The sequence below is a fragment of the Variovorax sp. ISS6 genome (genome assembly GCF_056523145.1).
In genome coordinates, this window is record NZ_JAWRZC010000001.1 from 1,876,290 (window position 1) to 1,900,837 (window position 24,548).

A 24,548-nucleotide genomic window follows, 5' to 3' on the forward strand; every position below is an offset into this window, starting at 1 on the left:
ATGAACGACACACTCGACCCCGTCACGCTCGCCGTGCTGCGCGGCCGCCTCGAGCAGGTGGCTGACGAGATGGACGCCACGCTCTACCGCAGCGCGTTCAATCCCATCATTGCCGAGGCGCACGACGCCTGCCACGGCCTGTACGACGCGACCAGCGGCGACACGCTGGTGCAGGGCAAGTCGGGCCTGCCGGTGTTCGTCGGCGCCATGGCTTTCGCGGTGCGCGCCACCCTCGCCGCGGCCGAGCCGCGCGGCGGCATGAAGGACGGCGACATCTGGATCAGCAACGATGCCTACGACGGCGGCACGCACGCCAACGACTTCAAGCTGGTCAAGCCCTTCTTCCGCAATGGCAAGCTCTACTGCCACATGGCCTCGGCCGCGCACTGGCACGACGTGGGCGGCGCGGTGCCCGGCAACTACAACCCCGCGGCCACCGAGTGCTGGCAGGAGGCGGTGCAGATCCCGCCGGTGCGCATCGTGCGCGACGGCAAGCTCGATGCCGACGTGCTCGCGATCCTGCAGGCCAACACGCGCCTGCCCGACAGCCTCTGGGGCGACCTCAACGGCCAGCTCGCGGCGCTCGAGCTCGGCGCCAAGCGGCTGCACGGCCTGCTCGACGAGTACGGCGACGACCTGGTGCTGGCCGCGCTCGGCGAGTTGCGCGGCCGCGCGCTGCGGCTGATGCGCTCGCACATCGCCTCGCTGCCCGACGGCCGCTACAGCTTCGAGGACCTGCTCGACAACGACGGCATCGCGAACGAGCCGCTGACCATCGCGCTCGACATGACGGTGGCCGGCGACCGTCTGCTGCTCGACTTCTCGCGCACCTCGGCGCAATGCGCGGGTCCGGTCAACATCTCGCGCGCCACGGCCGTGGCGGCCTGCTACGTCGCGCTCAAGCACCTGTTCCCCGACGTGCCCGCCAATGCCGGCGTGCTCGACGCGGTGGACTTCGATATCCCCGACCGGCTGGTGATCAGCGCCGAGCGCCCGCGCCCGGTCGGCGGCTACACCGAGACCATCCTGCGCATGATCGACGTGATCTTCAGCGCCGCCGCGCAGGCCGATCCCACGCGCGCCGTCGCGCAGGCCTACGGCACCATCAACGCGCTGTCGATCGCGGGCCACCGCAGCGACAAGGGCCGCGAGGGCCAGCGCTGGGTGATGTTCAGCTTCTTCGGCGGCGGCCATGGCGGCCACTCGGGCGGCGACGGGCTCTCGCACGGCAATGCGCCGATCTCGACCGCGACCATCCCGCCGCTGGAGATCCTCGAGGCGGCCTATCCGGTGCGCTTCACCGAATGGTCGCTGCGCGCCGATTCGGGCGGCGACGGCCGGCACCGCGGCGGCCTCGGCGCCGTCTACGAGATCGAGCTGCTCGAGAAGGACGCCGAAGTCTTCGTGTTCGGCGAGCGCGGCACCTCGCCGCCCAAGGGCATCGCGGGCGGCGGCGCAGGCGCGGTCAACGTGTTCCGCTACGAGAACGCGGGCGAATGGCACGTGCCGCCGATGGTCTCGAAGATGCGCGGCATCCGGCTCGAGCGCGGCGAGCGCGTGCGGCTCGAGACGCCGGGCGGCGGTGGCTGGGGCGAGGCCGCCGAGCGGCCCGCGGCGCAGCGCGCGGCCGACCGCGCGATGGGCTATGTGACGACCGGCAACGACAAGAACGACAAGGACGAGGCATCCGAATGAGCTCCCCTGGCAACCCCCGCAATTCCCTGGTCGTCGGCGTCGACGTCGGCGGCACCTTCACCGACCTGTTCGTGCTCGACGAGGCGAACGGCACGGCGCGCATCGTCAAGGTGCCGTCCACGCGCGGCGAGGAAGCGCGCGGCTTCATGAACGGCGTGGCACGCGTGGCCGATTCGGCCGCGGCCATCGCCACCATCGTGCACGGCACCACGGTCGGCACCAATGCGCTGCTCGAGCGCAAGGTGGCGCGCACCGGCATCATCACCACGCGCGGCTTCCGCGACGTGCTCGAGATGCGCCGCCGCGACCGGCCCCAGACCTGGGGCCTGCGCGGCAGCTTCCTGCCCGTGGTGCCGCGCGACCTGCGCCGCGAGGTCGACGAGCGCGTGCTGGCCGACGGCACCCTGCACACCGCGGTCGATCTCGACCAGGTGCGCGCCGAGGCGCGCGCGCTGCTCGAGGCCGGCTGCGAGGCGGTCTGCGTGTTCTTCATCAACACCTATGCCAACCCGGCGAACGAGCGGCTCGCGGTCGCGGCGGTGCGCGAGCTCTGGCCGAATCCGCATGTCACCTCGGCCAGCGAGGTGCTGCCCGAGATCCGCGAGTTCGAGCGCTGCTCGACCGCCACGCTCAATGCCGCGCTGCAGCCGGTGGTGGGCAGCTACCTCGGCCGGCTCGAGTCGGACCTGCGCGCGCAGGGCTTCGCGGGCGAGCTGCTGGTGGTGCAGAGCAACGGCGGCGTGATGTCGCGCCAGACCGCGAGCGACCTGCCGGTGCGCACCGCGCTGTCGGGCCCGGCGGCCGGCGTGATCGCCTGCGCGGCCATCGCGCGCGCGGCCGGCTTCCCGAACGCGATCACCGGCGACATGGGCGGCACCTCGTTCGACGTCTCGCTGGTGGCCAGCGGCGAGGCCGCGCTGGCCGCGCAGACCGCGATCGAGTTCGGCATGGTGATCCGCTCGCCGATGATCCAGATCGAGACCATCGGCGCAGGCGGTGGCTCCATCGCCTCGGTGGATGCGAGCGGCATGCTGCAGGTGGGCCCCGAGTCGGCCGGCAGCGTGCCGGGCCCGGCCTGCTACGGGCGCGGCAACATGCGCCCGACCGTGACCGACGCCAACGTGCTGCTGGGCCGCATCGCCGCGGACCGGCCGCTGGGCGGCGGCCTGCTCGCGGCGCTCGACGGCGAGAAGTCGCGCCAGGCCATCGAGGAACACGTCGCGCGCCCGCTGGGCCTGGACGTGCACGCGGCCGCCGAGGCCATCCTCACGGTTGCCAACGCACGCATGGCCGGCGCCATTCGGCTGGTGTCGATCGAGCGCGGCCACGACCCGCGCCGCTTCGCCTACATGCCCTTCGGCGGCGGCGGCGCGCTGCACGTGTGCGCGATGATGCGCGAGGTCGGCGTGGCCACGGGCATCGTGCCGCGCTATCCCGGCGTGACCTCGGCGCTGGGCTGCGTGATCGCCGACATGCGCCACGACGCGGTGCAGACCCTCAACAAGCCGCTGGCCGAACTCGACGTGGCCGAGGTCCAGCGCCGCATCGACGAGCTGGCCGCGAGCTGCCAGCAGCGCCTCGACTCCTCGGGCGTGCGCTTCGACGAGGTGCGCGAGGTGATCGCGCTCGACATGCTCTACGCGGGCCAGACCCACACGCTGCCCGTGGTGCTCGGCAGCGCGCCGCTCACGGCCGCGGCCATCCGCGCCGCCTTCGAGGCCAGCTACACGGCCGCCTTCGGCCGCGTGCTCGAGGGCATCGCGATCCGCGTGATGAACCTGCGCTATGCGCGCATCGGCGTGCGGCCCAAGTTCGACCTCAAGGTGCTCGCGCCCGAGGGGCAGGGCAGCACCACGCCGCTGGGCACGCAGCGCGTGTTCCACGACGGCCGCTGGCACGAGGCGCAACGCTATGCGCGCCTGGAGCTGCCGGTGGCCGCGCGCATCGAGGGACCCGCGATCCTCGAGCAGGCCGACACCACCGTGTGGCTCGAACCCGGCTTCCATGCCGAGGTCGATGCGCACGGCAACCTTCTCGTGAGGCTGTCATGAGCGAAACCAGGCAACCGACCGCGGCACGGACCGCGCTGGTCGTCATCGACCTGCAGAACGACTTCCTCGATGCCCGGGGCGCCTATGCGCGCGGCGGCGACACCAACCCGCCGGCGCTGCTGCTGCCGGCGCGCGTGGCCGCGGTGGCGCGCGCGCTCAAGGCCGCGGGCGGCATGGTGGTGGCGAGCCAGTTCACGCTGTGGCCCGATGCGGCGGGCGAGCCGATGGTGTCGCCGCACCTGAAAGCGCTGCGCCCCTACCTCGCCAGGGGCGACTTCGCGCCCGGCAGCTGGGGCCAGGCCAACGTCGACGCGCTGTCCGGCCTGGTCGACGTGAACGTGAGCAAGGTCGCGTACTCGGCCTTCTTCAACACCCAGCTCGACTGGGTGCTGCGGCGCGCGGGCATCGACACCGTGGCGGTCTGCGGCATCGTCACCAACGGCGGCGTCGCGAGCACGGTGCGCGATGCGCACATGCGCGACTACCGCACGCTGGTGCTGGCCGACGGCTGCGCGGCCTTCGGCGAGGAGCGCCACCATACCTCGCTGGCCGACATGCGCAACGTGGCCGAGGTGACGGACTGCGCGGCCTTCGCCGCGTCGCTCGCATGAGTTCGAACCCGTCGCGACCGGTGCGCCGCGCGGCCTCGGTCGAGGCCGAGGTGCGCGTGCCGGTGGCGATCGTCGGCGGCGGCGCCTGCGGGCTCACTGCCGCGCTGATGCTGGCCGATGCGGGCGTGGACTGCGTGGTGCTCGAGCGCGATGCGCTGCCCAGCGGATCGAGCGCGCTGTCCTCGGGCTTCATCCCCGCGCCCGGCACGCTCGCGCAGCGCGCGCACGGCGTGCTCGACGACAGCGCCGAGCGCTTCGCCGCCGACATCCAGGCCAAGGCCCATGGCCGCGCGGCACCCGCGCTGGTCGCGGCCTATGCGGGGGCCATCGGCCCGGCGCTCGATGCGCTGCAGGCGCGGCACGGGCTGCGGTGGCTGCTGCTCGATGGCTTCCTCTATCCCGGCCATGGCGTGCACCGCATGCATGCGCTCGAACAGAAGACCGGCGCCGCGCTGATGGCGGCGCTGCAGTCGGCCGCCGAGGCGGCGGGCGTTCCGGTGCTGACGCAGGCGCTGGTCGACACGCTGGTGCTCGATGATGGCGACCGCGTGGTCGGCGTCGAGTACGCGCGCCCCGACGGCAGCCGCGAGACGCTGGGCTGCGATGCGCTGCTGCTGGCCTGCAACGGTTTCGGCGGCAATGCGCGGATGGTGCGCGCGCTGCTGCCCGAGATGGCCGAGGCCGCGTTCGGCGGCCACGTGGGCAACGACGGCAGCGCGATCCTCTGGGGCGAGGCGCTGGGCGCGCGGCTGCGCGACCTCGGCGGCTACCAGGGCCATGGCTCCTGGGTCACGCCGCAGGGCGCGCTGATGTCCTGGGCCGTGATGATGGAAGGCGGCGTGCAGCTCAACTGCGAGGGCCGGCGCTTCCACGACGAGACCCAGGGCTACTCGGAAGCCGCGGTGCATGTGCTCGCGCAGCCGGGCGGCATCGCCTGGAACGTGTTCGACGCGCCGCTGCTCGCGCTGGCGCGCGGCTTTCCCGATTTCTGCGAGGCTGAAGCCGCGGGTGCCGTGCGGCGCTGCGAGTCGGTGACGGCACTGGCCGACTGCATCGGCTGCGAGGCCGCGGTGCTGCAGGCCACGCTCGACGCTATGCGCTCAGGCGAACCCGCACCCGACGGCCGCGTGTTCGCGCGCGGACTCGACGCACCGTACTTCGCGGTCAAGGTCACGGGCGCGCTGTTCCACACCCAGGGCGGTCTCGACACCGCACCCGACATGCGCGTGCTGCGCCACGACGGCACGCCCTTCGACAACCTGCTGGCCGCGGGCGGCGCGGCGGGTGGCGTGTCGGGCGACGCGGTCTGGGGCTATCTCTCCGGCAACGGCCTCCTGAGCGCCGTGGCCGGCGGCTACATCGCGGCGCGCACGCTCGCCGCATCCATCCCAACCAGGACGAACTCCGCATGACGAATCCCTCCTTCAAGACCCGGCTCGCGCGCAACGACATCGTGCTCGCGCCCGGTGTGTACGACGCGCTCAGCGCGCTGGTGGCCGAGCAGGCCGGCTTCGAGGCGCTGTACCTCTCGGGCGCCTCCATCGCCTACACGCGGCTCGGCCGCTCCGACGTCGGCCTCACGACCTTCACCGAGGTGGCCGACACGCTGGCGCGCATCACCGAGCGCGTGCGCGTGCCGGTGATCGTTGATGCCGACACCGGCTTCGGCAATGCGCTCAACACCCAGCGCACCGTGCGCGGCTTCGAGCGCGCGGGCGCGGCCATGGTGCAGATCGAGGACCAGACCTTTCCCAAGCGTTGCGGCCACCTCGACGGCAAGGCCGTGGTGTCCGAGCGCGAGATGGTCGGCAAGCTCAAGGCCGCGCTCGATGCGCGCAGCTCGAGCGAGACCCTGATCCTCGCGCGCACCGACGCGGTGGCGGTCGAGGGCATGGAGGCCGCGCTCGACCGCGCCGAGGCTTATCTCGCCTGCGGCGTGGACGCGCTCTTCATCGAGGCGCTGCGCTCGCCCGAGCAGATGGACGCGGCCTGCCGGCGCTTCGGCGACCGCGTGCCGCTGCTGGCGAACATGGTCGAAGGCGGCAAGACGCCGATCGAGGATGCCGACGCGCTGCAGCGGCACGGCTTTCGCATCGCGATCTTCCCGGGCGGCACGGCGCGCGCCGTGACGCACACGCTGCAGGGCTACTACGCGAGCCTGCACCGCCACCGCACCACGCAGCCGTGGCGGCCGCAGATGCTGGACTTCGATGCGCTCAACGCGGTGATCGGCACGCCCGAGTTGATGCTCGAAGGACAGAAGTACGAGTAGGTCTCAGCGCAGCGCGCGCACGAGTTCGTCGTAGACCAGCCGCACGCGCGCCGGCACCGGCGCGCGCTGCGAGCGGTAGACATGGATCGGCCAGGACTCGGGCGCGTCGGCCTCGAGCACCTCGACCAGCTCGCCCAATGCGATCAGCGGCTCGGCCAGCGGCCCCGCGAGCTGGCCGAAACCCAGGCCAGCGCGCACGGCGGTGCACTCGGCCTCCACGTCGTCGCTGATGAAGGCCGGCGCCGCCACCGGCATCTGCCGCCCCTTGCTGAAGAACCAGGACCAGGGCCGGCCCACGCTGCGGTCGAGCAGCGCGGTGAGCGGAAAGCTCGGCAGCGCCTCGATGTTCTCGGGGATACCGGTGCGCGCGATCAGCGCCGGCGCCGCCACCACGCGCAGCTGCATGCGCCCGACCGTGCGCGCGACGAAGCGCGCATCGCGGATCGGGCCGGCGCGCACGCCGATGTCGATCTGCTCGTCGACCACGTCGGCATGTTCCTCCGACAGCCGCAGGTCGAGCACCAGCCCCGGATGCGCCGCCAGCATCGGCGCCAGCGCCTCGGGAATCAGCCGCCGGCCGTAGACGTTGGGCGCGGTGACGCGCACCGTGCCCGCGTGCTGCGACAGCGCGCGCCGGTCGGTGCGGTGGAACAGCGCATCGACCCCGCCGACCGCGGTGCGCGCGCGCTGCGCGAGCTGGCGGCCGAAGTCGGTGAGCTGCACGCCGCGCGTGCTGCGGTGGAACAGCGGCTCGCCCAGTTCCTCCTCGAGCTCGCGCACGGCGCGCGTGACCACCTGCGGCGAGACCGCCAGGCGCACCGCGGCATCGCGGAAGTTGGCCGCATCGGCGGCGGCGCAGAACACGCGCAGGGCTTCGAGCCGGTTCGACATGGGGGTGGGTTGAGTGTTCCTGAATCAGGAATTCTGAAGTCGTGAGAGTTTCATTTACGGGAACGCCCGGATTTTCCACACTGCATGCACTTCTTCAAGTTCTTCAACGCCCACCCAAGGAAAACACCATGACTTCCGTTCAAGACAACATCCGCGGCAAGGTTGCCATCGTCACCGGCGCCAGCAGCGGCCTCGGCGAATCCACCGCCCGCCACCTGGCCGCCCGCGGCGCGAAGGTGGTGCTGGCCGCGCGCCGTACCGACCGCCTCGAGAAGGTGGTCGCCGAGATCCGCGAAGCCGGTGGCGAGGCCATCGCGGTCGCCACCGACGTGGCGAAGCGCGAGGACCTCGAGCGGCTCGCCGCCGTCACCGTCGAGGCCTTCGGCCGCATCGACGTGCTGGTCAACAACGCGGGCGTGATGCCGCTGTCGCCGATCGAGAAGCTCAAGGTCGACGAATGGGACCGCACCATCGACGTCAACATCAAGGGCGTGCTCTACGGCATCGCCGCCGTGCTGCCGCGCATGCAGGCGCAGGGCAGCGGCCATATCGTCAACGTGGCCTCGATCGCCGGCATCAAGGTGTTCACGCCGATCGGCACCGTCTACAGCGCCACCAAGTACGCGGTGCGCGCCATCTCGGAAGGCCTGCGCGTGGAGGTCGGCAACACCGGCATCCGCGTGACCATCGTCTCGCCCGGCGCGGTCGAGTCCGAACTGAAGTTCGGCACCACCGATGCCGAGACCGCCGCCGGCGTGCAGGCCTTCTACGAGGCCAGCCAGATCCCCTCGGACTCGGTGGCGCGCGCGGTGGTGTACGCGGTGGAGCAGCCCGCGAACGTGGACATCAACGAGGTGGTGCTGCGGCCGGTGGCGCAGGACTTCTGATCCTCGAGCCCGATGGCGCGGATGCCGCTCAGAACGGCATCTGCGCCGAGAAGGCCACGCTGCGCGGCGCGCCCACGTAGTAGCTGTTGAGCCAGTAGCTCTTGTTGGCGACGTTGTTCACGTTCAGCCGCAGGGTCAGCGGACGGCCCGAGAGCTTCATGGCGTAGCGCAGGCCGAGGTCGGCGGTGGTGACGGCGGGCAGGCGGTCGGTGTTGTCGGCATTGGCCCATTGGCGGCCCGTGTAGTAGAGGCCGCCGGTCAGCACCAGGCCGGGCACCGGCAGCTCGTATTCGGCATAGACCTTGGCGATGAGCTTCGCCACGTTCTGCGGCGCCTTGCCGTCGAACTCGGAGCCCCTGACCTTGGCATCGAGCGCGGTCAGGCCGCCCACCACCGTCCATTTGTCGGCCGGCTTGCCCGAGACGTTGAACTCGAAGCCCCGGTGCTTCTGCCGGCCGTTCTGCGTGTAGGTGTTGGCCGTGTCGATGTATTCGTAGGCCTTCTCGATGTCGAACAGCGCGCCGGTCAGCAGCAGTTCGCCGACCGTCGCCTTCAGGCCGATCTCCTTCTGGCGGCTGACCATCGGCGGCAGCACGGCGCCGAAGTTGGCGGCGGTGTCGGGCGCGGTGCCGCCGGCTTCCAGGCCCTCGATGTAGCTCGCATAGGCGGTCAGCCAGGGCACGGGCTTGTACATCAGCGAGACCGAGGGCGAGCTGCGGCTCTTGTCGTAGTCGGGCTGCGATTTCGCGCCCTCGCCGTCGAGCGCGACGGTGCGGATGTTGCTGCGCGTCACGCCCAGCAGCATCGACCATTGCTCGCCGAACTGCAGATGGTCGCCGATCACCTGGTTGCGGTTCATCACGCGGCCCGCGTAATAGGGCGTGTAGATGTTCGGCGTGAAGTAGGGCTCGGGCACGTAGGTCGGCTGCGAGAACGGGTAGGGCCCCTGCCAGCCGGTGTTGGGGCTGCTGCGCGTGGCCCAGGACTTGTCGGAATACATGTAGGCGCCCACCGTGAGCTTGTGCGACACGGGGCCGGTCTCGAAGCGGATGTCGGCCAGCGCCGAGCCGGCCTCGAAGGTGTCCTCGGTGCGGCCCGAGCGGATGCGGATCTGGCTGAAGCCCTCGGCCGAGCTCACGCTGTTCATCGTGTGGTCCTGCACCGGGCGGTCGATGCCGTCGCGCATGTAGGCGGCGCGCAGCGTGATGCGCTCGTCGAGCCGGTAGGTGGCCTTGGCCATCAGCTTGGTGTTCTCGAATTCGTCGCGCACCCAGGGCTGGCTCCAGTTCCTGCGCGCGTCGGGCGCGCGGCCGCGCGGGATTTCGTAGAACCAGTAGGCCGAGGTGCCCGCGCTGCGGTACTTGTTGTAGACCGCGTTCATCTCGACCAGCAGGCGGTCGGTGAGCTGCCAGTCGACGGCCGCGCTGACCAGCGTGCGGTCGATCTTCTGGTCGTCGATGGCGGTGTTGCCGTCCTGGCGGACCACGTTGAGCCGGTAGCCGGCGCGGCCGGCCTCGTCGAGGCGGCCGCCGAAGTCGCCGTGCACGTAGGCCTGGCTGCCGCCGTAGTTGCCCACGGTCATGCTGTTGAGCCGCTCGAGCGTCGGGCGCTTGTAGACGTAGTTGATCATCCCGCCCGGCGAGGCCGCGCCGTAGAGAAAGCCCGAGAGACCGCCGAGGATCTCGACGCGCTCCTTGTCCTCGACCACCGCCGCATGGTTGTAGGCGCGGCGCAGGCCGTCCTCGGCCGTGTCCGAGCTGTTGAAGCCGCGGATGCTGACCACCGGCGTCCAGCTCGAAATCTGCGGCGTGGCGGTGCGCGTGGACGGGTTGAGCTTGTAGATGTCGTCGGGCGACTGCGCCTGGATGTTCTGCACCAGCTCGCGCGGCACCACGCTGATCGAGAACGGCGTGTCCTGCAGCGCCATGCTGCCGAGCGCGCCGACCGAGGAGACGGTCTTGGCGCGGTAGCCGTCGGCGGCGTTGCCGTCCTGCTGCAGTTCGGCGGTCGCGTCGGCGGCGGCGGCGTTCACCACCACCGGCGGCAACGTCGCGCCGCCCGCCGCGGCGGGCAGGGCGCGGATCACGGCCGCGTTGCCGTCGAGGCTCGCACCGAGGCCGCTGCCCGCGAGCACGCGCTCCAGCGCCTGGCTCGCGGTGAACTGGCCCGACACCGCTGGCGCCTGCTTGCCGGCGACCAGCTCGGGATGGACCATCAGCTGCAGCCGGGCCTGGCGCGCGAGTTCGTTGAGCGCCGCGCCCAGCGGCTGGGCGGGCAGCGCGATCGGATAGACGGCCGCGGCCTGCACGGCGGCAGCGGGCTGGGCGCCGACGGATGAGGTGCCCCAGGCGGCGAGGACGAGGGCCGCCGCGAAGGCGGTGGCGGCGGGGCGGAAGCGCGGGTGCGGCATGAAGGCGGACTCCGGAAGGTCGGTGGGTAGAGGAAAAGAACTACCCATGCAGACGCATCAGTTCCGGCGCAGTGGAGGTCCGCCTCGAACTTTTTTGAAAAAACTTTCGCCCGGGGCCTGGCGGGGCCTCAGCGCGGCGCGATCTCGGTCGTGCCCTCGCGCGGCTGCAGCCGTACCGGCAGCACCTGCGGCAGCGCCTTGGCGAAGGCATCGAACTGCCGCAGGTCGAAGCTGCCGTTGATGCGCATCGCGGCCACCGCGGGGTCGCGCACCGTGAGGCCGGTCGGGCCGTAGCGCTCGAACTCGGCCAGCGCCTGCGCGAGCGGCGTGTTCTCGAAGTTGGCGCGGCCTTCGCGCCAGAGCAGGGCGCCCGCGGCGGGCGAGGCGGGCGCGCTGCGCAGCCGGCCGCCCGCGTCCCCGGCGACGGCTTCGCCCGGGCCCAGCAGCCGCGGCTCGGCACCGGCTGCCGGGTCGGCCGGGGCCACGCGCACCCGGCCTTCCTCCACCGTCACGCGCACGCCGCCGGCATCGAGCCCGGCCTGCGTGTGGCGCACCGAGAAGCGCGTGCCGACCACCGTGATGCGCAGCGGGCCGGCCAGCACGTCGAAGGGCCGCTCGGCATCGGCCTGCACGCTGAAGTGGGCCTGGCCTTCGGGCAGCCGCACCTCGCGCCGCTGGCGATAGAGCGTCACCTCGGCGCGCGTGGCGGTGTCGAGCCTGAGCACGCTGCCGTCGGGCAGCGTCACGTCGAGCTGCTGGCCGCGCGCGGTGGCGAAGGTCTTGGCATAGACCGGCTGCTGCTGCCACAGCGCCCAGCCGCCCGCCACCACGAACAGCGCGCAGGCAGCGGCGGCCAGCGGCATCCAGCGGCGCGTGCCCTGCCAGCCGCGGCGCGGTGGCGTGGCGGCCTGCGTGCGCGCGCGCAGCGCGGCCAGCTCGGCGGCGGGCAGCGTGTCGAGCCGCCGCCAGGTGCCTTCGAGCCGCTCGAGCGCGGCGCGGTGCGCGGGCGCGGCCGCGAGCCAGGCCTCGAATTCGGCCGTCTCGTCCGGCGCCAGCCCGTCCTGCCGGCGCACCAGCCAGCGCGCGGCGGCCTGATCGGCATCCGGCGCGGGATCGGTGGGCGGGGTGGCTGTCATGCGGGGAATTTCTCTGTTCTGGATGTAGACGCGCGGGCCGCCTCGAAGTGGAGGTCGGCACGACGCCGCGCTATCGATTGTGGTCGCTGGTCCCGGTGCCGAAGGCGTCCTCGCAGGCCTTGCAGGCCAGCACGCCGCGGATCACGTGCTGCGCCACCATGTTCTTCGAGATGCCCATGCGCTCGGCCACCTCCTGGTGCGACAGGCCCTCGAAGCGGTTGAGCACGAAGGCCTCGCGGCAGCGTGGCGGCAGGGCCTCGATCGCCGCGAGGATCGCCCGCGCATGCTGCGCCGAGGCGTAGGCCTCCTCGGGCTGCGCGTGGACGGGCGCCATCGCATGCGCGGCGTCGGCCAGCGCGTCGATGTCCTCGTGGTCGCGCAGCACGGCGCGGCGATGGCGGTCGATCACCAGGTTGCGCGCCGTGCGATAGAGCAGCGCGCGCACGTTGGAGATCGCCTCGCCCGACTGCCGCAGCGCGAGCACGCGCGCATAGCTCTCCTGCGCGAGGTCGGCCGCGGCATCGCGGTCGTTCACCGTGCGGGAGAGGAAGTTCAGCAGTTCGCGGTAATAGCGCTCGAGCAAGATCGACCCATGCCATGGAGGGGATGCGTTCCGACGACCGGCTGGCGTGGGGATGTGGCGGCGGCTGATCTCGCGCGCGTCGTGGATGGGAACTCTTCTCATTATCAGCGAGCCAAGGCGCGGCAGCCCGGCTTGTCATCCGCCGGTTGCTTTTCGTTGATAACCTTTTCCGGCTCAAGGTCTTTGCCGGCCAAGAATCGAAAGCCCCTGCAAAATAGAACGACCGTTCGTTTTTGTCTGGAAGTCCCACGATGTCCGTCAATGCCGTTTCCGCCAAGCCGGCCCGCGCCGCCCAGAAGGGCCAGCAGACCAAGGCCGTGATCGTCGATGCCGCACTGGCGCTGGCCGCGCAGATCGGGCTCGAGGGCCTGTCGATCGGCGCTGTGGCCGAGATCACCAAGATGAGCAAGTCGGGCGTGTTCGCCCACTTCGGCTCGCGCGAGGAACTGCAGATCTCGGTGGTGCGCGAGTACCACGCGCGCTTCGAGCAGGAAGTGTTCTTCCCCGCCATCGAGGCCGACCGCGGCCTGCCGCGGCTGCGTGCGATGTTCGCCAACTGGATGAAGCGCACCTCGACCGAGATCGACTCGGGCTGCATCTACATCAGCGGCGCTTCCGAATTCGACGACCGCCCGGGCCCGGTGCGCGACGCGCTGGTGGAATCGGTCTCGATCTGGCAGGCCGCCGTGCTGCGCGCGATCGTGCAGTCGAAGGAGGAGGGCCACCTCAACGCCGATGCCGACGAGCGCCAGGTCGCGTTCGAGATCCACGGCCTGATCCTCGCGCTGCACTACGAGGCCCGCTTCCTGCGGGTGCCCGGCTCCATCGGCCGTGCCAACACCGGCTTCGACAACATCCTCGGCCGCTATGCGGCGGCCGGGACGCCCGCGCCGACCGCTGCCGCCGCGCCCTCGCGCGTGCGCCGCCTCAAGACCGTGCGCTGAGCGCGCGGCACCGTTTTTTTCTTCCCTTTCATCTTTCAGTTCGACCAGGAGAGTTCCGGATGCCCAGCTACAACCCGCCCGTGCGCGACATGCAATTCGTGCTGCACGAAGTGCTCAACGTCGCCGAGGAACTCAAGGCGCTGCCCGCGCACGCCGAGACCGACGCCGACACCATCAACGCGGTGATCGAGGAGGCCGGCAAGTTCGCGGCCGAGGTCACCTTCCCGCTCAACATCAGCGGCGACGAGGAAGGCTGCGTGCTCGACAAGGCCACGCACGAAGTCAAGACGCCCACGGGCTTCAAGGAGGCCTACGCCAAGTACGTCGAGGGCGGCTGGCCCGCGCTGTCGTGCGACCCGGCCTTCGGCGGCCAGGGCCTGCCCTTCGTGGTCAACCAGTGCCTGTTCGAGATGCTCAACAGCGCGAACCAGGCCTGGACCATGTACCCGGGCCTCTCGCACGGCGCCTACGAGGCGCTGGTGGCGCACGGCACCGACGAGCAGAAGAAGACCTACCTGCCCAAGCTGGTGAGCGGCGAATGGACCGGCACCATGTGCCTGACCGAACCCCACTGCGGCACCGACCTCGGCCTGCTGCGCACCAAGGCAGAACCGCAGGCCGACGGCACGTACCGCATCACCGGCAACAAGATCTTCATCTCGGCCGGCGAGCACGACATGGCCGGCAACATCATCCACCTGGTGCTGGCCCGGCTGCCCGACGCGCCCAAGGGCAGCAAGGGCATCAGCCTGTTCGTGGTGCCGAAGTTCCACGTCAAGGCCGACGGTTCGCTCGGCGAGCGCAACCCGATCTTCTGCGCCGGCCTCGAGCACAAGATGGGCATCCACGGCAACGCCACCGCGCAGATCGTGATCGAGGGCGCCACCGGTACGCTGGTGGGCGAGCCCAACAAGGGCCTGGCCGCGATGTTCGTGATGATGAACGCCGCGCGCCTGGGCGTGGGCAACCAGTCGCTGGGCCTGACCGAGGTGGCGTTCCAGAACGCGCTGGCCTATGCCAAGGACCGCCTGCAGATGCGCTCGCTGTCGGGCGTGAAGGCCAAGGACAAGGAAGCCGATCCGATCATCGTGCACCCCGACGTGCGCAAGATGCTGCTGACCGCCAAGGCCTATGCCGAGGGCGGCCGCGCGCTGCAGGTGTTCTGCACCCTGCTGCTCGACAAGGAGCACCACCATCCCGACGAGAAGGTGCGCAAGGACAGCGGCGAACTCGTCGCGCTGCTCACGCCGATCGTGAAGGCCTTCATCACCGACAACGGCCACATCGCGACCAATGCCTGCATGCAGGTCTTCGGCGGCCATGGCTTCATCAAGGAATGGGGCATGGAGCAGTACGTGCGCGACAACCGCATCAACATGATCTACGAAGGCACGAACACCGTGCAGTCGCTCGACCTGCTGGGCCGCAAGGTGCTGGGCAACAACGGCGCCTCGCTGAAGAAGTTCGGCAAGCTGGTCGCGAAGCTGGTGGAAGAAGAGGGCGTGAACGAGAAGATGGCCGAGTTCATCAATCCGATCGCGGGCCTGGGCGACCAGCTCACCAAGTTCACGACCGAGATCGGCTTCAAGGGCTTCCAGAACCCCGACGAAGTCGGCGCCGCCGCGGTGGACTACCTGCGCGTGGCCGGCCACTTCGTGTTCGGCTACCTGTTCGCCCGCATGGCGCAGGTCGCGCTGCGCGAGATCGCGGCCGGCAACACCGACCCGTTCTACGTCGCCAAGCTGCAGACCGCGCGCTTCTACTTCGCCAAGCTGTTCCCCGAGACCGCGACGCTGATGCGCACGGCCCGTGCCGGCAGCAAGGTGCTGATGGACACCGACGCCGCGCTGGCCTGAGTCCGCGCCTTCCCTTCCTCGACCACTTCCCGGAGCCGACCATGAAAGCAACGCTTGCAGCCCTCGTCCTCGTCGCGACCTCGGTCACGGCCCTGGCCCAGACCACCCCGGTGGGCCTGTGGCGCAACGTCGACGACAAGACTGGCGAGGCCAAGGCCGAGATCCGCATCGGCGAGACCGGCGGCGCGCTCGTCGGCCGCATCGAGAAGTCGTTGAAGAAGGACGGCAAGCCCGACGCGGTCTGCGACGAATGCTCGGACGACCGCAAGGGCCAGCCGATCGCCGGCCTGGAGATCATCCGCGGCGGCAAGAAGGCCGACGGCAAGGACGTCTGGGAGGGCGGGAAGATCCTCGACCCCGAGAACGGCAAGGAATACCGCGCGAGCTTCACGCCGATCGACGGCGGCAAGAAGCTCGAAGTGCGCGGCTATCTCGGCCCCTTCTGGCGCACCCAAACCTGGAACCGCGTGCAGTAAGCAAGCCTGCGCGCAACCTATCCAAGAAATACCAAACATGTCCCGATTTCAAGTGAAGAAGGTCGCCGTGCTCGGCGCCGGCGTGATGGGCGCGCAGATCGCGGCCCACCTCGTCAACGTGCGCGTGCCGGTGGTGCTGTTCGACCTGGCGGCCAAGGAAGGCCCGAAGAACGGCATCGTCACGCGCGCCATCGACAACCTCAAGAAGCTCAAGCCCGCGCCGCTGGGCGACGTGGCCGACGTGGGCCTGATCGAACAGGCCAACTACGACGACAACCTCGACCTGCTCGGCGAGTGCGACCTGGTGATCGAGGCGATCGCCGAGCGCATGGACTGGAAGCTCGATCTCTACAAGAAGATCGCGCCGCACGTCGCCAGGCACGCGATCCTGGCCTCGAACACCTCGGGCCTGTCGATCACCAAGCTCAGCGAGGCATTGCCCGAAGCGCTGAAGCCGCGCTTCTGCGGCATCCACTTCTTCAATCCGCCGCGCTACATGTTCCTGGTGGAGCTGATCAACACGCCCACCACGCAGCCGCAGGTGCTCGACGACCTCGAGGCCTTCGTCACCAGCACGCTCGGCAAAGGCGTGGTGCGCGCGCACGACACGCCCAACTTCATCGCCAACCGCGTCGGCATCGCCGGCATGCTGGCCACGCTCAAGGAAGTCGAGAAGTTCGGCCTCACGCCCGACGTGGTGGACGACCTCACGGGCAAGAAGCTGGGCCGCGCGAGCTCGGGCACCTTCCGCACCGCCGACGTGGTGGGCCTGGACACCATGGCCCACGTGGTGAAGACGCTGCAGGACAACCTGAGTGCCGAGACCGATCCCTTCTACGCCAACTTCGCGACGCCGCCGGTGCTCGCCAAGCTGCTGGAACTGAAGAACCTGGGCCAGAAGACCAAGGCCGGTTTCTTCAAGAAGGTGGGCCGCGACATCCTGCGCTTCGACCTCCAGAGCGGCGACTACGTGCCCGCCGGCGCCAAGGCCGACGAGGTCTACGGCCGCATGCTCAAGAAGCCCGCGGGCGAGCGCCTGAAGCTCTTGCGCGAGAGCGAAGGGCCGCAGGGCCAGTTCCTCTGGGCGATCCTGCGCGACGGCTTCCATTACGCCGCCGTGCACCTGGGCGACATCGCCGAGAGCGCGCGCGACATCGACTTCGCGATGCGCTGGGGCTTCGGCATGAAGCAGGGCCCGTTCGAGCTCTGGCAGGAAGCCGGCTGGGCGCAGGTCGCGAAGTGGGTGCAGGAGGACATCGACGCCGGCAAGGCGCTGAGCAGCGCGCCGCTGCCGAAGTGGGTGTTCGAAGGCCCGGTGGCCGAGGCCGGCGGCGTGCACACGCCCGAAGGCTCGTGGAGCGCCTCGCAGAACAAGTTTGTGCCGCAGCGCAAGCTGCCGGTGCATGCGCGCCAGCTGTTCCCCGAGAGCGTGCTCGGCGCGAACGCAGCCGATGCCAACACGGCCGGCACCACGATCAGCGACGAAGGCGACGTGCGCGTGTGGACGCTCGACGGCGAGGTGCTGATCGCGAGCATCCATTCGAAGATGCACGCCATCAGCCCCGACGTGGCAGAGGCGCTGGGCGCTGCGGTCGACCTGGCCGAGGCCGAATACAAGGGCCTGGTGATCTGGTCGCCCGACGAGATGTTCTCGGTCGGTGCCGACCTGCAGGCGATGCTGCCGGCCTTCGTGGTCGCGGGCATCGGCGCGGTCGAGGGCGCGGAGGAAGAGCTGCAGAACGTGATGCTCAAGATCCGCTATGCCAACGTGCCGGTGGTCTCGGCCGTGCGCGGCCTGGCGCTGGGCGGCGGTTGCGAACTGGCCGTGTACTCGTCGAAGCGCGTGGCGGCGATGGAAAGCTACATCGGCCTGGTCGAGGTCGGCGTGGGCCTGATCCCCGGCGCCGGCGGCCTGACCTACATCGCGCGCCGCGCGGCCGAGAACGCCTCGGCCTCGACCGGCACCGACCTGCTGCCCTTCCTCACCGAAGGCTTCACGGCCGCGGCGATGGCCAAGGTGGGCACCGGCGCGCTCGATTCGAGGAAGCTCGGCTACCTGCTCGACAGCGACGTGATCGTGCCGAACAAGGACGAGCTGCTCTACGTGGCGCTGCAGCAGGCCAAGGCCATGGCCGACGCCGGCTACCGCCCGCCGCTGCGCCGCACCTTCCGCGTGGCGGGCCGCAGCGGCGCCGCGACGATCAAGGGCCAGCTCGTGAACATGCGCGATGGCGGCTTCATCAGCGCGCACGACTTCCACATCGCGAGCCTGATCGCGAACGTGGTCACCGGCGGCGACGTGGACGCGGGCTCGCTCGTGACCGAGGAATACCTGATGGCGCTGGAACGCAAGGCGTTCTGCTCGCTCATCGTGCACCCCAAGACGCAGGAGCGGATCATGGGGATGCTAAGTACGGGGAAGCCGGTGCGGAACTGATGCGGACCCCTCTTCCTCCTTCCCCCTCTGGGGGAAGGCCGGGATGGGGGCAAGCAGCCCATGCAGAACCAATCCTCTTCCAATGCACAGCGGAACGCCCGCGCCCTGAGGCGCGAGATGACCGACTCGGAGCGCAAGCTCTGGAGCGGTCTGCGTGGCGAGCAATTGGGCGTGAAGTTCCGCCGGCAGCATCCGCTGGGCAATTACATCGCCGACTTCGCATGCCTCGATCCGAAGCTGATCGTCGAACTCGATGGATCGCAGCATCAGGCGCAAGCAGACTACGACGCTCGGCGCGACGCCTTCCTGCGTGCCCAGGGATTCGATGTGCTGCGTTTCGGATCGAACGATCCATTCGTGAATCTTGAAGGGGTGCTGCAGGCGATCGTCAACCGACTCGCCGAATTGACGGCCGCGTGCCCCCATCCCGACCTTCCCCCAGAGGGGGAAGGAGCCAAATCCAGGAGCCTTCCATGAAACAAGTACAAGACGCCTACATCGTCGCGGCCACCCGCACCCCCATCGGCAAGTCGCACCGCGGCTACTTCCGCAACCACCGTCCCGACGACCTGCTCGCGACCACGCTGAAGGCCGCGCTGGCGGCAGTGCCCGGTCTCGACCCGAAGGCCATCGAGGACATCATCTGCGGCTGCGCGATCCCCGAGGCGCAGCAGGGCCTGAACGTCGCGCGCATCGGCGCGGTGCTCGCGGGCCTGCCGACCAGCGTCGGTGGCATCACGGTCAACCGCTTCTGCGCCTCGGGCCTGTCGGCGGTGCAGATGGCGGCCGACCGCATCCGCGTCGGCGAGGCCGACGTGATGATCGCGGCCGGCGTCGAGAGCATGAGCATGGTGCCGATGATGGGCAACTCGCCCTCGCTGTCGCCCTCCATCTTCGAGCGCGACGGCGACGTGGGCATCGCCTACGGCATGGGCCTCACGGCCGAGAAGGTCGCGCAGCAGTGGAAGGTGAGCCGCCAGGCCCAGGACGAATTCGCGCTGGCCTCGCACCAGAAGGCGCTGGCCGCGCAGAAGGCCGGCAAGTTCGCGGACGAGATCACGCCGATCGAGGTGACCGACCGCGCGCCCGACCTCGAGAGCGGCGAAGCGATCGCGACCACGCGCACCGTGAACCTCGACGAAGGCGCGCGCCCCGATACCAGCATCGAAGGCCTCGCCAGGCTGCGCACCGTGTTCGCCGCGCGCGGCACGGTCACGGCCGGCAACAGCTCGCAGACCTCCGACGGCGCGGGTGCGCTGATCCTGGCGAGCGAGAAGGCGGTCAAGCAGTTCGGCCTGACGCCGCTGGCGCGCTTCGTGAGCTTCGCGAGCAAGGGCGTGCCGCCGCACATCATGGGCATCGGTCCGATCGAGGCGATTCCCGCGGCGCTGCGCTATGCCGGCCTGAGCCAGCAGGACATCGACTGGATCGAGCTCAACGAAGCCTTCGCGGCCCAGTCGCTCGCGGTCATCAACACCCTGGGGCTCGACCCGTCGAAGGTCAACCCGATGGGCGGCGCGATCGCGCTGGGCCATCCGCTGGGCGCGACCGGCGCGATCCGCTCGGCCACGGTGGTGCACGCGCTGCAGCGCGAGAAGCTCAAGTACGGCATGGTCACGATGTGCGTGGGCATGGGGCAGGGCGCCGCCGGCATCTTCGAGCGCGTCTGATCGATCACGCGCCAGGCCACGCGACGAGGGCCGGCGCCAGAAGGAGACAAGCCATGCATCAGACGCAGCAGTTGCCGGTCGACGGCGGCACGCACGAACTGGCGGTGCGCCGCTACGAACCCGCGGGCGCGCCGCGCGCCAGCATCGTGATCGGCGGCGCCATGGGCGTGCGCCAGTCCTTCTACGAGGCCTTCGCGCGCTGGCTCGCGGGCCAGGGGCTGCGCGTCTGGACCTTCGACTACCGCGGCTCGGGCGACTCGCGCCGCGCCGCCTCGCTGCGCGGCTTCGAGGCCGACCTGTTCGACTGGGCGCGCGACTACGAAGCGGTCATCGACGCCGCCAAGGCCGCGCTGCCCGCGCAGCCGCTCTACCTGCTGGGCCACAGCCTCGGCGCGCAGCTGCCGGGCTTCCTGCAGCGCCCCGAGCAGGTCGACGGCCTGGTGAGCATCGCGGCCGGCAGCGGCTACTGGCGCGAGAACGCGCCGCGGCTCAAGCGCAGCATCCTCTACTTCTGGTTCGTGCTGGTGCCGCTGGTCACGCGGCTGTGCGGCTACTTCCCGGGCCGCAAGCTCAGGAAGGTGGGCGACCTGCCGCGCGGCGTGATCCTGCAATGGCGGCGCTGGTGCCTGAACCCGCGCTACAGCGTGGGTGCCGAGGGCGAGCTGGCGCAAAGGAGCTACAGCCGCGTGCGCTTCCCGGTGCTCGCGCTGTCGATGACCGACGACGAGCTGATGACGCTGGCCGGCACGCACAGCCTGGTGAGCTTCTACGATCAGGCACCGCGCGCCATCGAACGCATCGCGCCGGCCGACGTGCAGGCGCGGCGCATCGGCCACTTCGGCTTCTTCCGCGAGCAGTTCAGCCAGAGCCTGTGGCCCGCCACGGTCGACAAGCTGCATCGGCTGGGCGCGTTGACGACCGCCCCCGGCGTCCCGCACACGACTGCCTGAGGCCGCGCGCCGGAGCACACTGCGGCCATGAGCACGAGCACTCCCCACCCCTTCGACAAGGCCATCGCGCTGCAGCACAGCGACCTGCGCGCGGGCCACTTCACCGGCACCACCAGCCCCGACTACTGGAACATGGTCGGTCCCTTCGGCGGCACCACCGCGGCGGTCGCGCTGCAGTCGGTGCTGCAGCATCCGGACCTGCTGGGCACGCCGATCGCACTGACCGTGAACTACGCGGCCGCGCTCGAGGCCGGTGCCTTCGACGTGCAGGCGACCGCGGTGCGCACCAACCGTTCGACCCAGCACTGGACCGTGCAGATCACGCAACCCGGCGCGGGTGGCGCGCCGAACATGACGACCACCGCCACCGTGGTGACGGCCGCGCGGCGCGAGACCTGGAGCCGGAGCGACCTCGCCATGCCCGAGGTGCCGAAGCCCGAGGCCGTCGAGCCGATCCGCATCGGCCCGGCCGGCGTGGCCTGGGTGCAGCAGTACGAGATGCGCCCGTTCAGCGGCGGCATTCCCGCGCAGTGGGACGGCAGCCTGCAGCACAGCGAGACCCGCATCTGGGTGCGCGACGCGCAGGCGCGGCCGCTCGACCTGCCCTCGCTCGCGGCGATGAGCGACGTGTTCTATCCGCGCATCTGGCTGCGCCGCGCCAAGCACGTGCCGGCCGGCACCGTGTCGATCACCACCTACTTCCACGCCGACGCGGCGCAACTGGCCGAGGTCGGCACCGGCTTCCTGCTCGGGCAGGCGACGGGGCAGCAGTTCTTCAACGGCTTCTTCGACCAGACCGCGCAGCTGTGGAGCGAGGCCGGCGTGCTGCTCGCGACCTCGAACCAGATCGTCTACTACAAGGAATAGCCTCCGGTTTCGCAAGGCCCGCGGCCGCCCGGAGAGAATCCAGCCCACCCAGGAGACAACGCCGCATGACGAAGACCGTCGAGTTCTATTTCGATTTCGGCAGCCCCGCCGCCTACCTCGCCGCGACCCAGCTGCCCCACGTGTGCGCAGACACCGGCGCCGAGCTGGTCTGGAAACCGATGCTGCTGGGCGGCGTGTTCCAGGCCACGGGCAACCACTCGCCGGCCGAGATCGCGCCCAAGGGGTCGTACATGACGACCGACCTGCAGCGCTTCGCGAAGCGCTACGGCGTGCCCTTCGTGCACAACCCGCACTTCCCGATCAACACGCTGCTCTTGATGCGCGGCGCCACCGGCGTGCAGATGGAACAGCCCGCGCGCTTCGCGGCCTATGTCGACGCGATCTACCACGCGATGTGGGTCGAGCCGCGCAACCTCAACGATCCGGCCGAGGTTGGCGCGGTGCTGCAGGCCGCGGGCTTCGACCCGGCCGCGCTGCTCGCGCTCGCGGGCCGGCAGGACGTGAAGGACCGCCTGAAGGCCGTCACGCAGGAGGCCGTGGCGCGCGGCGTGTTCGGCGCGCCCACCATGTTCGTGGGCAGCGACATGTTCTGGGGCCAGGACCGGCTCGACTTCGTGCGCGAGGCGCTGGCGGCCTGATCCCTTTTCTCTTTCTTCTTTCCACAGGACACAAGCCATGAGCGACATCCTCGTCCACGCCGAAGCCGGCGTGATGACCATCACCTTCAACCGCGTCGACAAGAAGAACTCGATCACCAGCGCCATGTATGCCGAGCTGGCCGATGCGCTGGCCAAGGCCGAAGGCGACGCGGCCGTGCGCTGCGTGCTGATCCAGGGCGACCCGACCATCTTCAGCGCCGGCAACGACATCGGCGACTTCCTCAACGCGCCGCCCGCGGGCAAGGACTCGCCGGTGTTCCGCTTCCTGCGCGGCATCGCGACCTTCCCGAAGCCGATCGTCGCGGCCGTCTGCGGCCCGGCCGTGGGCATCGGCACCACGATGCTGTTCCATTGCGATCTGGTCTACGCGGGCGACAACGCGGCCTTCTCGATGCCCTTCGTCAACCTCGGCCTGTGCCCCGAGGCGGCCTCGAGCCTGCTGGTGCCGCAGATGCTCGGCTACCACCGCGCGGCCGAGGCGCTGCTGTTGGGCGAGCCCTTCATGGCCGAGGCCGCGCTCGAGGTCGGCCTGGTCAACCGCGTGGTGCCGCCGACCGAGGCCAATGCCATCGCCCAGACCCAGGCGCGCAAGCTCGCGGCCAAGCCGCTGAGCGCGCTGGTCGAGACCAAGCGGCTGCTCAAGAAGGCGCAGCTGCCCGCGGTCATCGAGCGCATGGACGAGGAGGGCGCGAGCTTCGGCCGCATGCTGCGCGAGCCCGCGGCGCGCGAGGCCTTCGGCGCCTTCATGGAAAAGCGCAAGCCGGATTTCTCGAAGCTCTGAGCGCGCTGCGGGTCGGTACCTACAACCTGCGTTCTACGGGCTTTCCACAAGCCGCCGGGGCCCCTTCGGCGGGGTCGCACGCGTACACTGATTCGCGTGCCAGTCCTCCAGTTACACACGCCAGCAGCCCGCACCCAGCGGTCGTTCGATGCTACTGAAAAGGTAGCAACTCGACCGACCCGCAGGCAAGCCCTGGGCCTGCTCGGCGCCACATTGGCGGCGCCCTCGGTGGTGCTCGCGCGCGTGCGGCCGCTACGCATCGGCGTCATCGGCCCCTGGTCGGGCGCCTACATCGGTGGCGGGCGGCAGTTCGACGCCGGCATGGCGATCTGGCTCGGTGCGCACAACCAGCAGATCGCGGGCCGCCCGGTCGAACTGCTGCGGCGAGACGTGCCCGTGAGCGCACCCGACATGGCGCGCCGGCTCGCGCTCGACCTGGTGGAGAACGAGCGCGTCGACCTGCTGACCGGCCTGCACTTCAGCTCCAACGCCTATGCGGTGGCGGCCGTCGCCACGCAGGCCAAGGTGCCCACGGTGGTCATGAACGCCGCCTCCTCGGGCATCACCGCGCGCTCGCCCTACACGGTGCGCGTGTCCTTCACCATCGCGCAGGTCACGCTGCCGCTGGCGCGCTGGGCGCTCAAGGAGGGGCTGCGCGAGGTCTGCACCGTGACGGCCGACTACGCCTCGGGCGTCGATGCCGAGACCGCCTTCGTCTCGGGCATCACGGCCGGCGGCGGCAATGTCGGCGCGATGCTGCGCGTGCCGCTGGCCACGCAGGACTACACGGCCTACATGCTGCGGCTGCGCGAACTCAAGCCGCAGGCGGTGTTCTTCTTCCTGCCCTCGGGCCAGATGCCGGCGGGCTTCCTGCGCGCCTGGCGCGACCGCGGCATGGCCGACACCGGCATCCGGCTGCTGTCGACCGGCGAGGCCACCGACGACCACTACCTGCAGAACATCGGCGAGCTGGCCGAGGGGCTGGTCACCAGCCACCACTACTCGTACGCGCACGAGTCGCCCGAGAACCGGCGCTTCGCCGCGGCCTTCGAGACCGAGTACGGCTCGCACCTGCGGCCCGGCTATTTCGCGGTGGCCGCGCACGATGCCTTCGCGGCGCTCGACCTCGCGATGGCCTCGCCGCTGATGCGCGGCGGCGGCAGCCCCGAGAAACTGATCGACGCCTTCCGCGGCCTCAAGCTCGAGAGCCCGCGCGGCCCGATCGAGATCGACGCCTACACGCGCGACATCGTGCAGACGGTCTACATCCGCCGCACCGAGCGCCGCGACGGGCGCTGGATCAACCGGGAGTTCGAGCGTTTCGAGAAGGTGCGCGATCCGGCGCTGTGAG

Annotated in this window: 21 protein-coding genes; 17 read left to right on the forward strand and 4 right to left on the reverse strand. The window is 70.3% G+C overall.

What is annotated here, in order from left to right; genetic code table 11:
• The 5 genes from AC1HIL_RS08600 to AC1HIL_RS08620 are packed head-to-tail and all read left to right on the forward strand — an operon-like array spanning position 1 to position 6,629.
• Positions 1 to 1,695: a hydantoinase B/oxoprolinase family protein gene (locus AC1HIL_RS08600; RefSeq protein ID WP_479671597.1), complete on the forward strand. Its 1,695-nt coding sequence runs from the start codon at positions 1 to 3 to the stop codon at positions 1,693 to 1,695.
• Positions 1,692 to 3,746, forward strand: a complete 2,055-nt coding sequence (locus AC1HIL_RS08605) for a hydantoinase/oxoprolinase family protein (RefSeq protein ID WP_479671598.1) — start codon at positions 1,692 to 1,694, stop codon at positions 3,744 to 3,746. Before AC1HIL_RS08600 ends, AC1HIL_RS08605 begins: the two co-directional genes overlap by 4 nt.
• Positions 3,743 to 4,357, forward strand: coding sequence for a cysteine hydrolase family protein (locus AC1HIL_RS08610; protein ID WP_479671599.1), 615 nt, complete (start codon positions 3,743 to 3,745; stop codon positions 4,355 to 4,357). Before AC1HIL_RS08605 ends, AC1HIL_RS08610 begins: the two co-directional genes overlap by 4 nt.
• Positions 4,354 to 5,769, forward strand: coding sequence for an FAD-dependent oxidoreductase (locus AC1HIL_RS08615; RefSeq protein ID WP_479671600.1), 1,416 nt, complete (start codon positions 4,354 to 4,356; stop codon positions 5,767 to 5,769). Before AC1HIL_RS08610 ends, AC1HIL_RS08615 begins: the two co-directional genes overlap by 4 nt.
• Positions 5,766 to 6,629 (forward strand): isocitrate lyase/PEP mutase family protein, encoded by an 864-nt coding sequence (locus AC1HIL_RS08620; protein ID WP_093354010.1) that lies wholly within the window; start codon positions 5,766 to 5,768, stop codon positions 6,627 to 6,629. Before AC1HIL_RS08615 ends, AC1HIL_RS08620 begins: the two co-directional genes overlap by 4 nt.
• A gap of 3 nt (positions 6,630 to 6,632) precedes the next feature.
• On the opposite strand, the gene AC1HIL_RS08625 is transcribed toward AC1HIL_RS08620, so the two are convergent.
• Positions 6,633 to 7,520, reverse strand: coding sequence for a LysR family transcriptional regulator (locus AC1HIL_RS08625; protein ID WP_479671601.1), 888 nt, complete (start codon positions 7,518 to 7,520; stop codon positions 6,633 to 6,635).
• Between the two features lie 128 nt (positions 7,521 to 7,648).
• Between AC1HIL_RS08625 and AC1HIL_RS08630 the strand changes: the two genes are divergently transcribed.
• The gene (locus AC1HIL_RS08630) at positions 7,649 to 8,407 is read left to right on the forward strand and encodes an SDR family oxidoreductase (RefSeq protein ID WP_479671602.1); all 759 of its coding nucleotides are present in this window, start codon (positions 7,649 to 7,651) and stop codon (positions 8,405 to 8,407) included.
• A 28-nt stretch (positions 8,408 to 8,435) separates the two neighbouring features.
• Here the strand turns inward: AC1HIL_RS08630 and AC1HIL_RS08635 are convergent, their stop codons facing one another.
• The 3 genes from AC1HIL_RS08635 to AC1HIL_RS08645 form a co-directional block, all read right to left on the reverse strand.
• Entirely contained in the window at positions 8,436 to 10,817 is a 2,382-nt protein-coding gene (locus AC1HIL_RS08635; RefSeq protein WP_479671603.1) for a TonB-dependent siderophore receptor, read from the reverse strand.
• 128 nt (positions 10,818 to 10,945) lie between these two features.
• A complete protein-coding gene (locus AC1HIL_RS08640) occupies positions 10,946 to 11,953 on the reverse strand; it encodes a FecR family protein (protein ID WP_479671604.1) in 1,008 nt (335 codons plus the stop codon).
• A gap of 70 nt (positions 11,954 to 12,023) precedes the next feature.
• A complete protein-coding gene (locus AC1HIL_RS08645) occupies positions 12,024 to 12,536 on the reverse strand; it encodes a sigma-70 family RNA polymerase sigma factor (RefSeq protein WP_422098097.1) in 513 nt (170 codons plus the stop codon).
• Positions 12,537 to 12,787: 251 nt separating this feature from the next.
• Here AC1HIL_RS08645 and AC1HIL_RS08650 point away from each other — a divergent pair, with 251 nt between their 5' ends.
• From AC1HIL_RS08650 to AC1HIL_RS08700, 11 genes are all read left to right on the forward strand, one after another.
• Positions 12,788 to 13,480, forward strand: coding sequence for a TetR/AcrR family transcriptional regulator (locus tag AC1HIL_RS08650; protein WP_057590965.1), 693 nt, complete (start codon positions 12,788 to 12,790; stop codon positions 13,478 to 13,480).
• Between the two features lie 59 nt (positions 13,481 to 13,539).
• A complete protein-coding gene (locus tag AC1HIL_RS08655) occupies positions 13,540 to 15,336 on the forward strand; it encodes an acyl-CoA dehydrogenase C-terminal domain-containing protein (protein WP_057590966.1) in 1,797 nt (598 codons plus the stop codon).
• A gap of 41 nt (positions 15,337 to 15,377) precedes the next feature.
• Complete coding sequence (locus AC1HIL_RS08660; RefSeq protein WP_296729136.1) at positions 15,378 to 15,812, forward strand: DUF2147 domain-containing protein; 435 nt, start codon at positions 15,378 to 15,380, stop codon at positions 15,810 to 15,812.
• Between the two features lie 37 nt (positions 15,813 to 15,849).
• Complete coding sequence (locus AC1HIL_RS08665) at positions 15,850 to 18,249, forward strand: 3-hydroxyacyl-CoA dehydrogenase/enoyl-CoA hydratase family protein (RefSeq protein WP_479671605.1); 2,400 nt, start codon at positions 15,850 to 15,852, stop codon at positions 18,247 to 18,249.
• A gap of 60 nt (positions 18,250 to 18,309) precedes the next feature.
• Positions 18,310 to 18,726 (forward strand): endonuclease domain-containing protein, encoded by a 417-nt coding sequence (locus AC1HIL_RS08670; protein ID WP_479671606.1) that lies wholly within the window; start codon positions 18,310 to 18,312, stop codon positions 18,724 to 18,726.
• Entirely contained in the window at positions 18,723 to 19,919 is a 1,197-nt protein-coding gene (locus tag AC1HIL_RS08675; RefSeq protein WP_413761503.1) for an acetyl-CoA C-acyltransferase, read from the forward strand. Before AC1HIL_RS08670 ends, AC1HIL_RS08675 begins: the two co-directional genes overlap by 4 nt.
• A gap of 53 nt (positions 19,920 to 19,972) precedes the next feature.
• Entirely contained in the window at positions 19,973 to 20,869 is an 897-nt protein-coding gene (locus tag AC1HIL_RS08680) for an alpha/beta hydrolase family protein (RefSeq protein WP_479671607.1), read from the forward strand.
• Positions 20,870 to 20,896: 27 nt separating this feature from the next.
• Positions 20,897 to 21,736 carry an acyl-CoA thioesterase gene (locus AC1HIL_RS08685; protein ID WP_479671608.1) on the forward strand — a complete coding sequence of 280 codons (840 nt, stop codon included), beginning with the start codon at positions 20,897 to 20,899 and terminating at the stop codon, positions 21,734 to 21,736.
• A gap of 65 nt (positions 21,737 to 21,801) precedes the next feature.
• Positions 21,802 to 22,395, forward strand: coding sequence for a 2-hydroxychromene-2-carboxylate isomerase (locus tag AC1HIL_RS08690; protein WP_057590972.1), 594 nt, complete (start codon positions 21,802 to 21,804; stop codon positions 22,393 to 22,395).
• Positions 22,396 to 22,432: 37 nt separating this feature from the next.
• Positions 22,433 to 23,197 (forward strand): enoyl-CoA hydratase, encoded by a 765-nt coding sequence (locus AC1HIL_RS08695; RefSeq protein ID WP_208509310.1) that lies wholly within the window; start codon positions 22,433 to 22,435, stop codon positions 23,195 to 23,197.
• 243 nt (positions 23,198 to 23,440) lie between these two features.
• Positions 23,441 to 24,547 (forward strand): ABC transporter substrate-binding protein, encoded by a 1,107-nt coding sequence (locus AC1HIL_RS08700; protein ID WP_479672478.1) that lies wholly within the window; start codon positions 23,441 to 23,443, stop codon positions 24,545 to 24,547.
• The last annotated feature ends 1 nt before the right edge of the window (position 24,548 follow it).

Excerpts from the sequence above, each read along its gene's own strand:
- AC1HIL_RS08605 (WP_479671598.1), top strand. The coding sequence starts at position 1,692 with ATGAGCTCCCCTGGCAACCCCCGCAATTCCCTGGTCGTCGGCGTCGAC.
- AC1HIL_RS08690 (WP_057590972.1), top strand. The coding sequence starts at position 21,802 with ATGACGAAGACCGTCGAGTTCTATTTCGATTTCGGCAGCCCCGCCGCC.
- AC1HIL_RS08695 (WP_208509310.1), top strand. The coding sequence starts at position 22,433 with ATGAGCGACATCCTCGTCCACGCCGAAGCCGGCGTGATGACCATCACC.
- AC1HIL_RS08660 (WP_296729136.1), top strand. The coding sequence starts at position 15,378 with ATGAAAGCAACGCTTGCAGCCCTCGTCCTCGTCGCGACCTCGGTCACG.
- AC1HIL_RS08640 (WP_479671604.1), bottom strand. The coding sequence starts at position 11,953 with ATGACAGCCACCCCGCCCACCGATCCCGCGCCGGATGCCGATCAGGCC.
- AC1HIL_RS08665 (WP_479671605.1), top strand. The coding sequence starts at position 15,850 with ATGTCCCGATTTCAAGTGAAGAAGGTCGCCGTGCTCGGCGCCGGCGTG.
- AC1HIL_RS08655 (WP_057590966.1), top strand. The coding sequence starts at position 13,540 with ATGCCCAGCTACAACCCGCCCGTGCGCGACATGCAATTCGTGCTGCAC.
- AC1HIL_RS08685 (WP_479671608.1), top strand. The coding sequence starts at position 20,897 with ATGAGCACGAGCACTCCCCACCCCTTCGACAAGGCCATCGCGCTGCAG.
- AC1HIL_RS08635 (WP_479671603.1), bottom strand. The coding sequence starts at position 10,817 with ATGCCGCACCCGCGCTTCCGCCCCGCCGCCACCGCCTTCGCGGCGGCC.
- AC1HIL_RS08625 (WP_479671601.1), bottom strand. The coding sequence starts at position 7,520 with ATGTCGAACCGGCTCGAAGCCCTGCGCGTGTTCTGCGCCGCCGCCGAT.
- AC1HIL_RS08630 (WP_479671602.1), top strand. The coding sequence starts at position 7,649 with ATGACTTCCGTTCAAGACAACATCCGCGGCAAGGTTGCCATCGTCACC.
- AC1HIL_RS08680 (WP_479671607.1), top strand. The coding sequence starts at position 19,973 with ATGCATCAGACGCAGCAGTTGCCGGTCGACGGCGGCACGCACGAACTG.
- AC1HIL_RS08610 (WP_479671599.1), top strand. The coding sequence starts at position 3,743 with ATGAGCGAAACCAGGCAACCGACCGCGGCACGGACCGCGCTGGTCGTC.
- AC1HIL_RS08670 (WP_479671606.1), top strand. The coding sequence starts at position 18,310 with ATGCAGAACCAATCCTCTTCCAATGCACAGCGGAACGCCCGCGCCCTG.
- AC1HIL_RS08600 (WP_479671597.1), top strand. The coding sequence starts at position 1 with ATGAACGACACACTCGACCCCGTCACGCTCGCCGTGCTGCGCGGCCGC.
- AC1HIL_RS08650 (WP_057590965.1), top strand. The coding sequence starts at position 12,788 with ATGTCCGTCAATGCCGTTTCCGCCAAGCCGGCCCGCGCCGCCCAGAAG.
- AC1HIL_RS08675 (WP_413761503.1), top strand. The coding sequence starts at position 18,723 with ATGAAACAAGTACAAGACGCCTACATCGTCGCGGCCACCCGCACCCCC.
- AC1HIL_RS08615 (WP_479671600.1), top strand. The coding sequence starts at position 4,354 with ATGAGTTCGAACCCGTCGCGACCGGTGCGCCGCGCGGCCTCGGTCGAG.
- AC1HIL_RS08620 (WP_093354010.1), top strand. The coding sequence starts at position 5,766 with ATGACGAATCCCTCCTTCAAGACCCGGCTCGCGCGCAACGACATCGTG.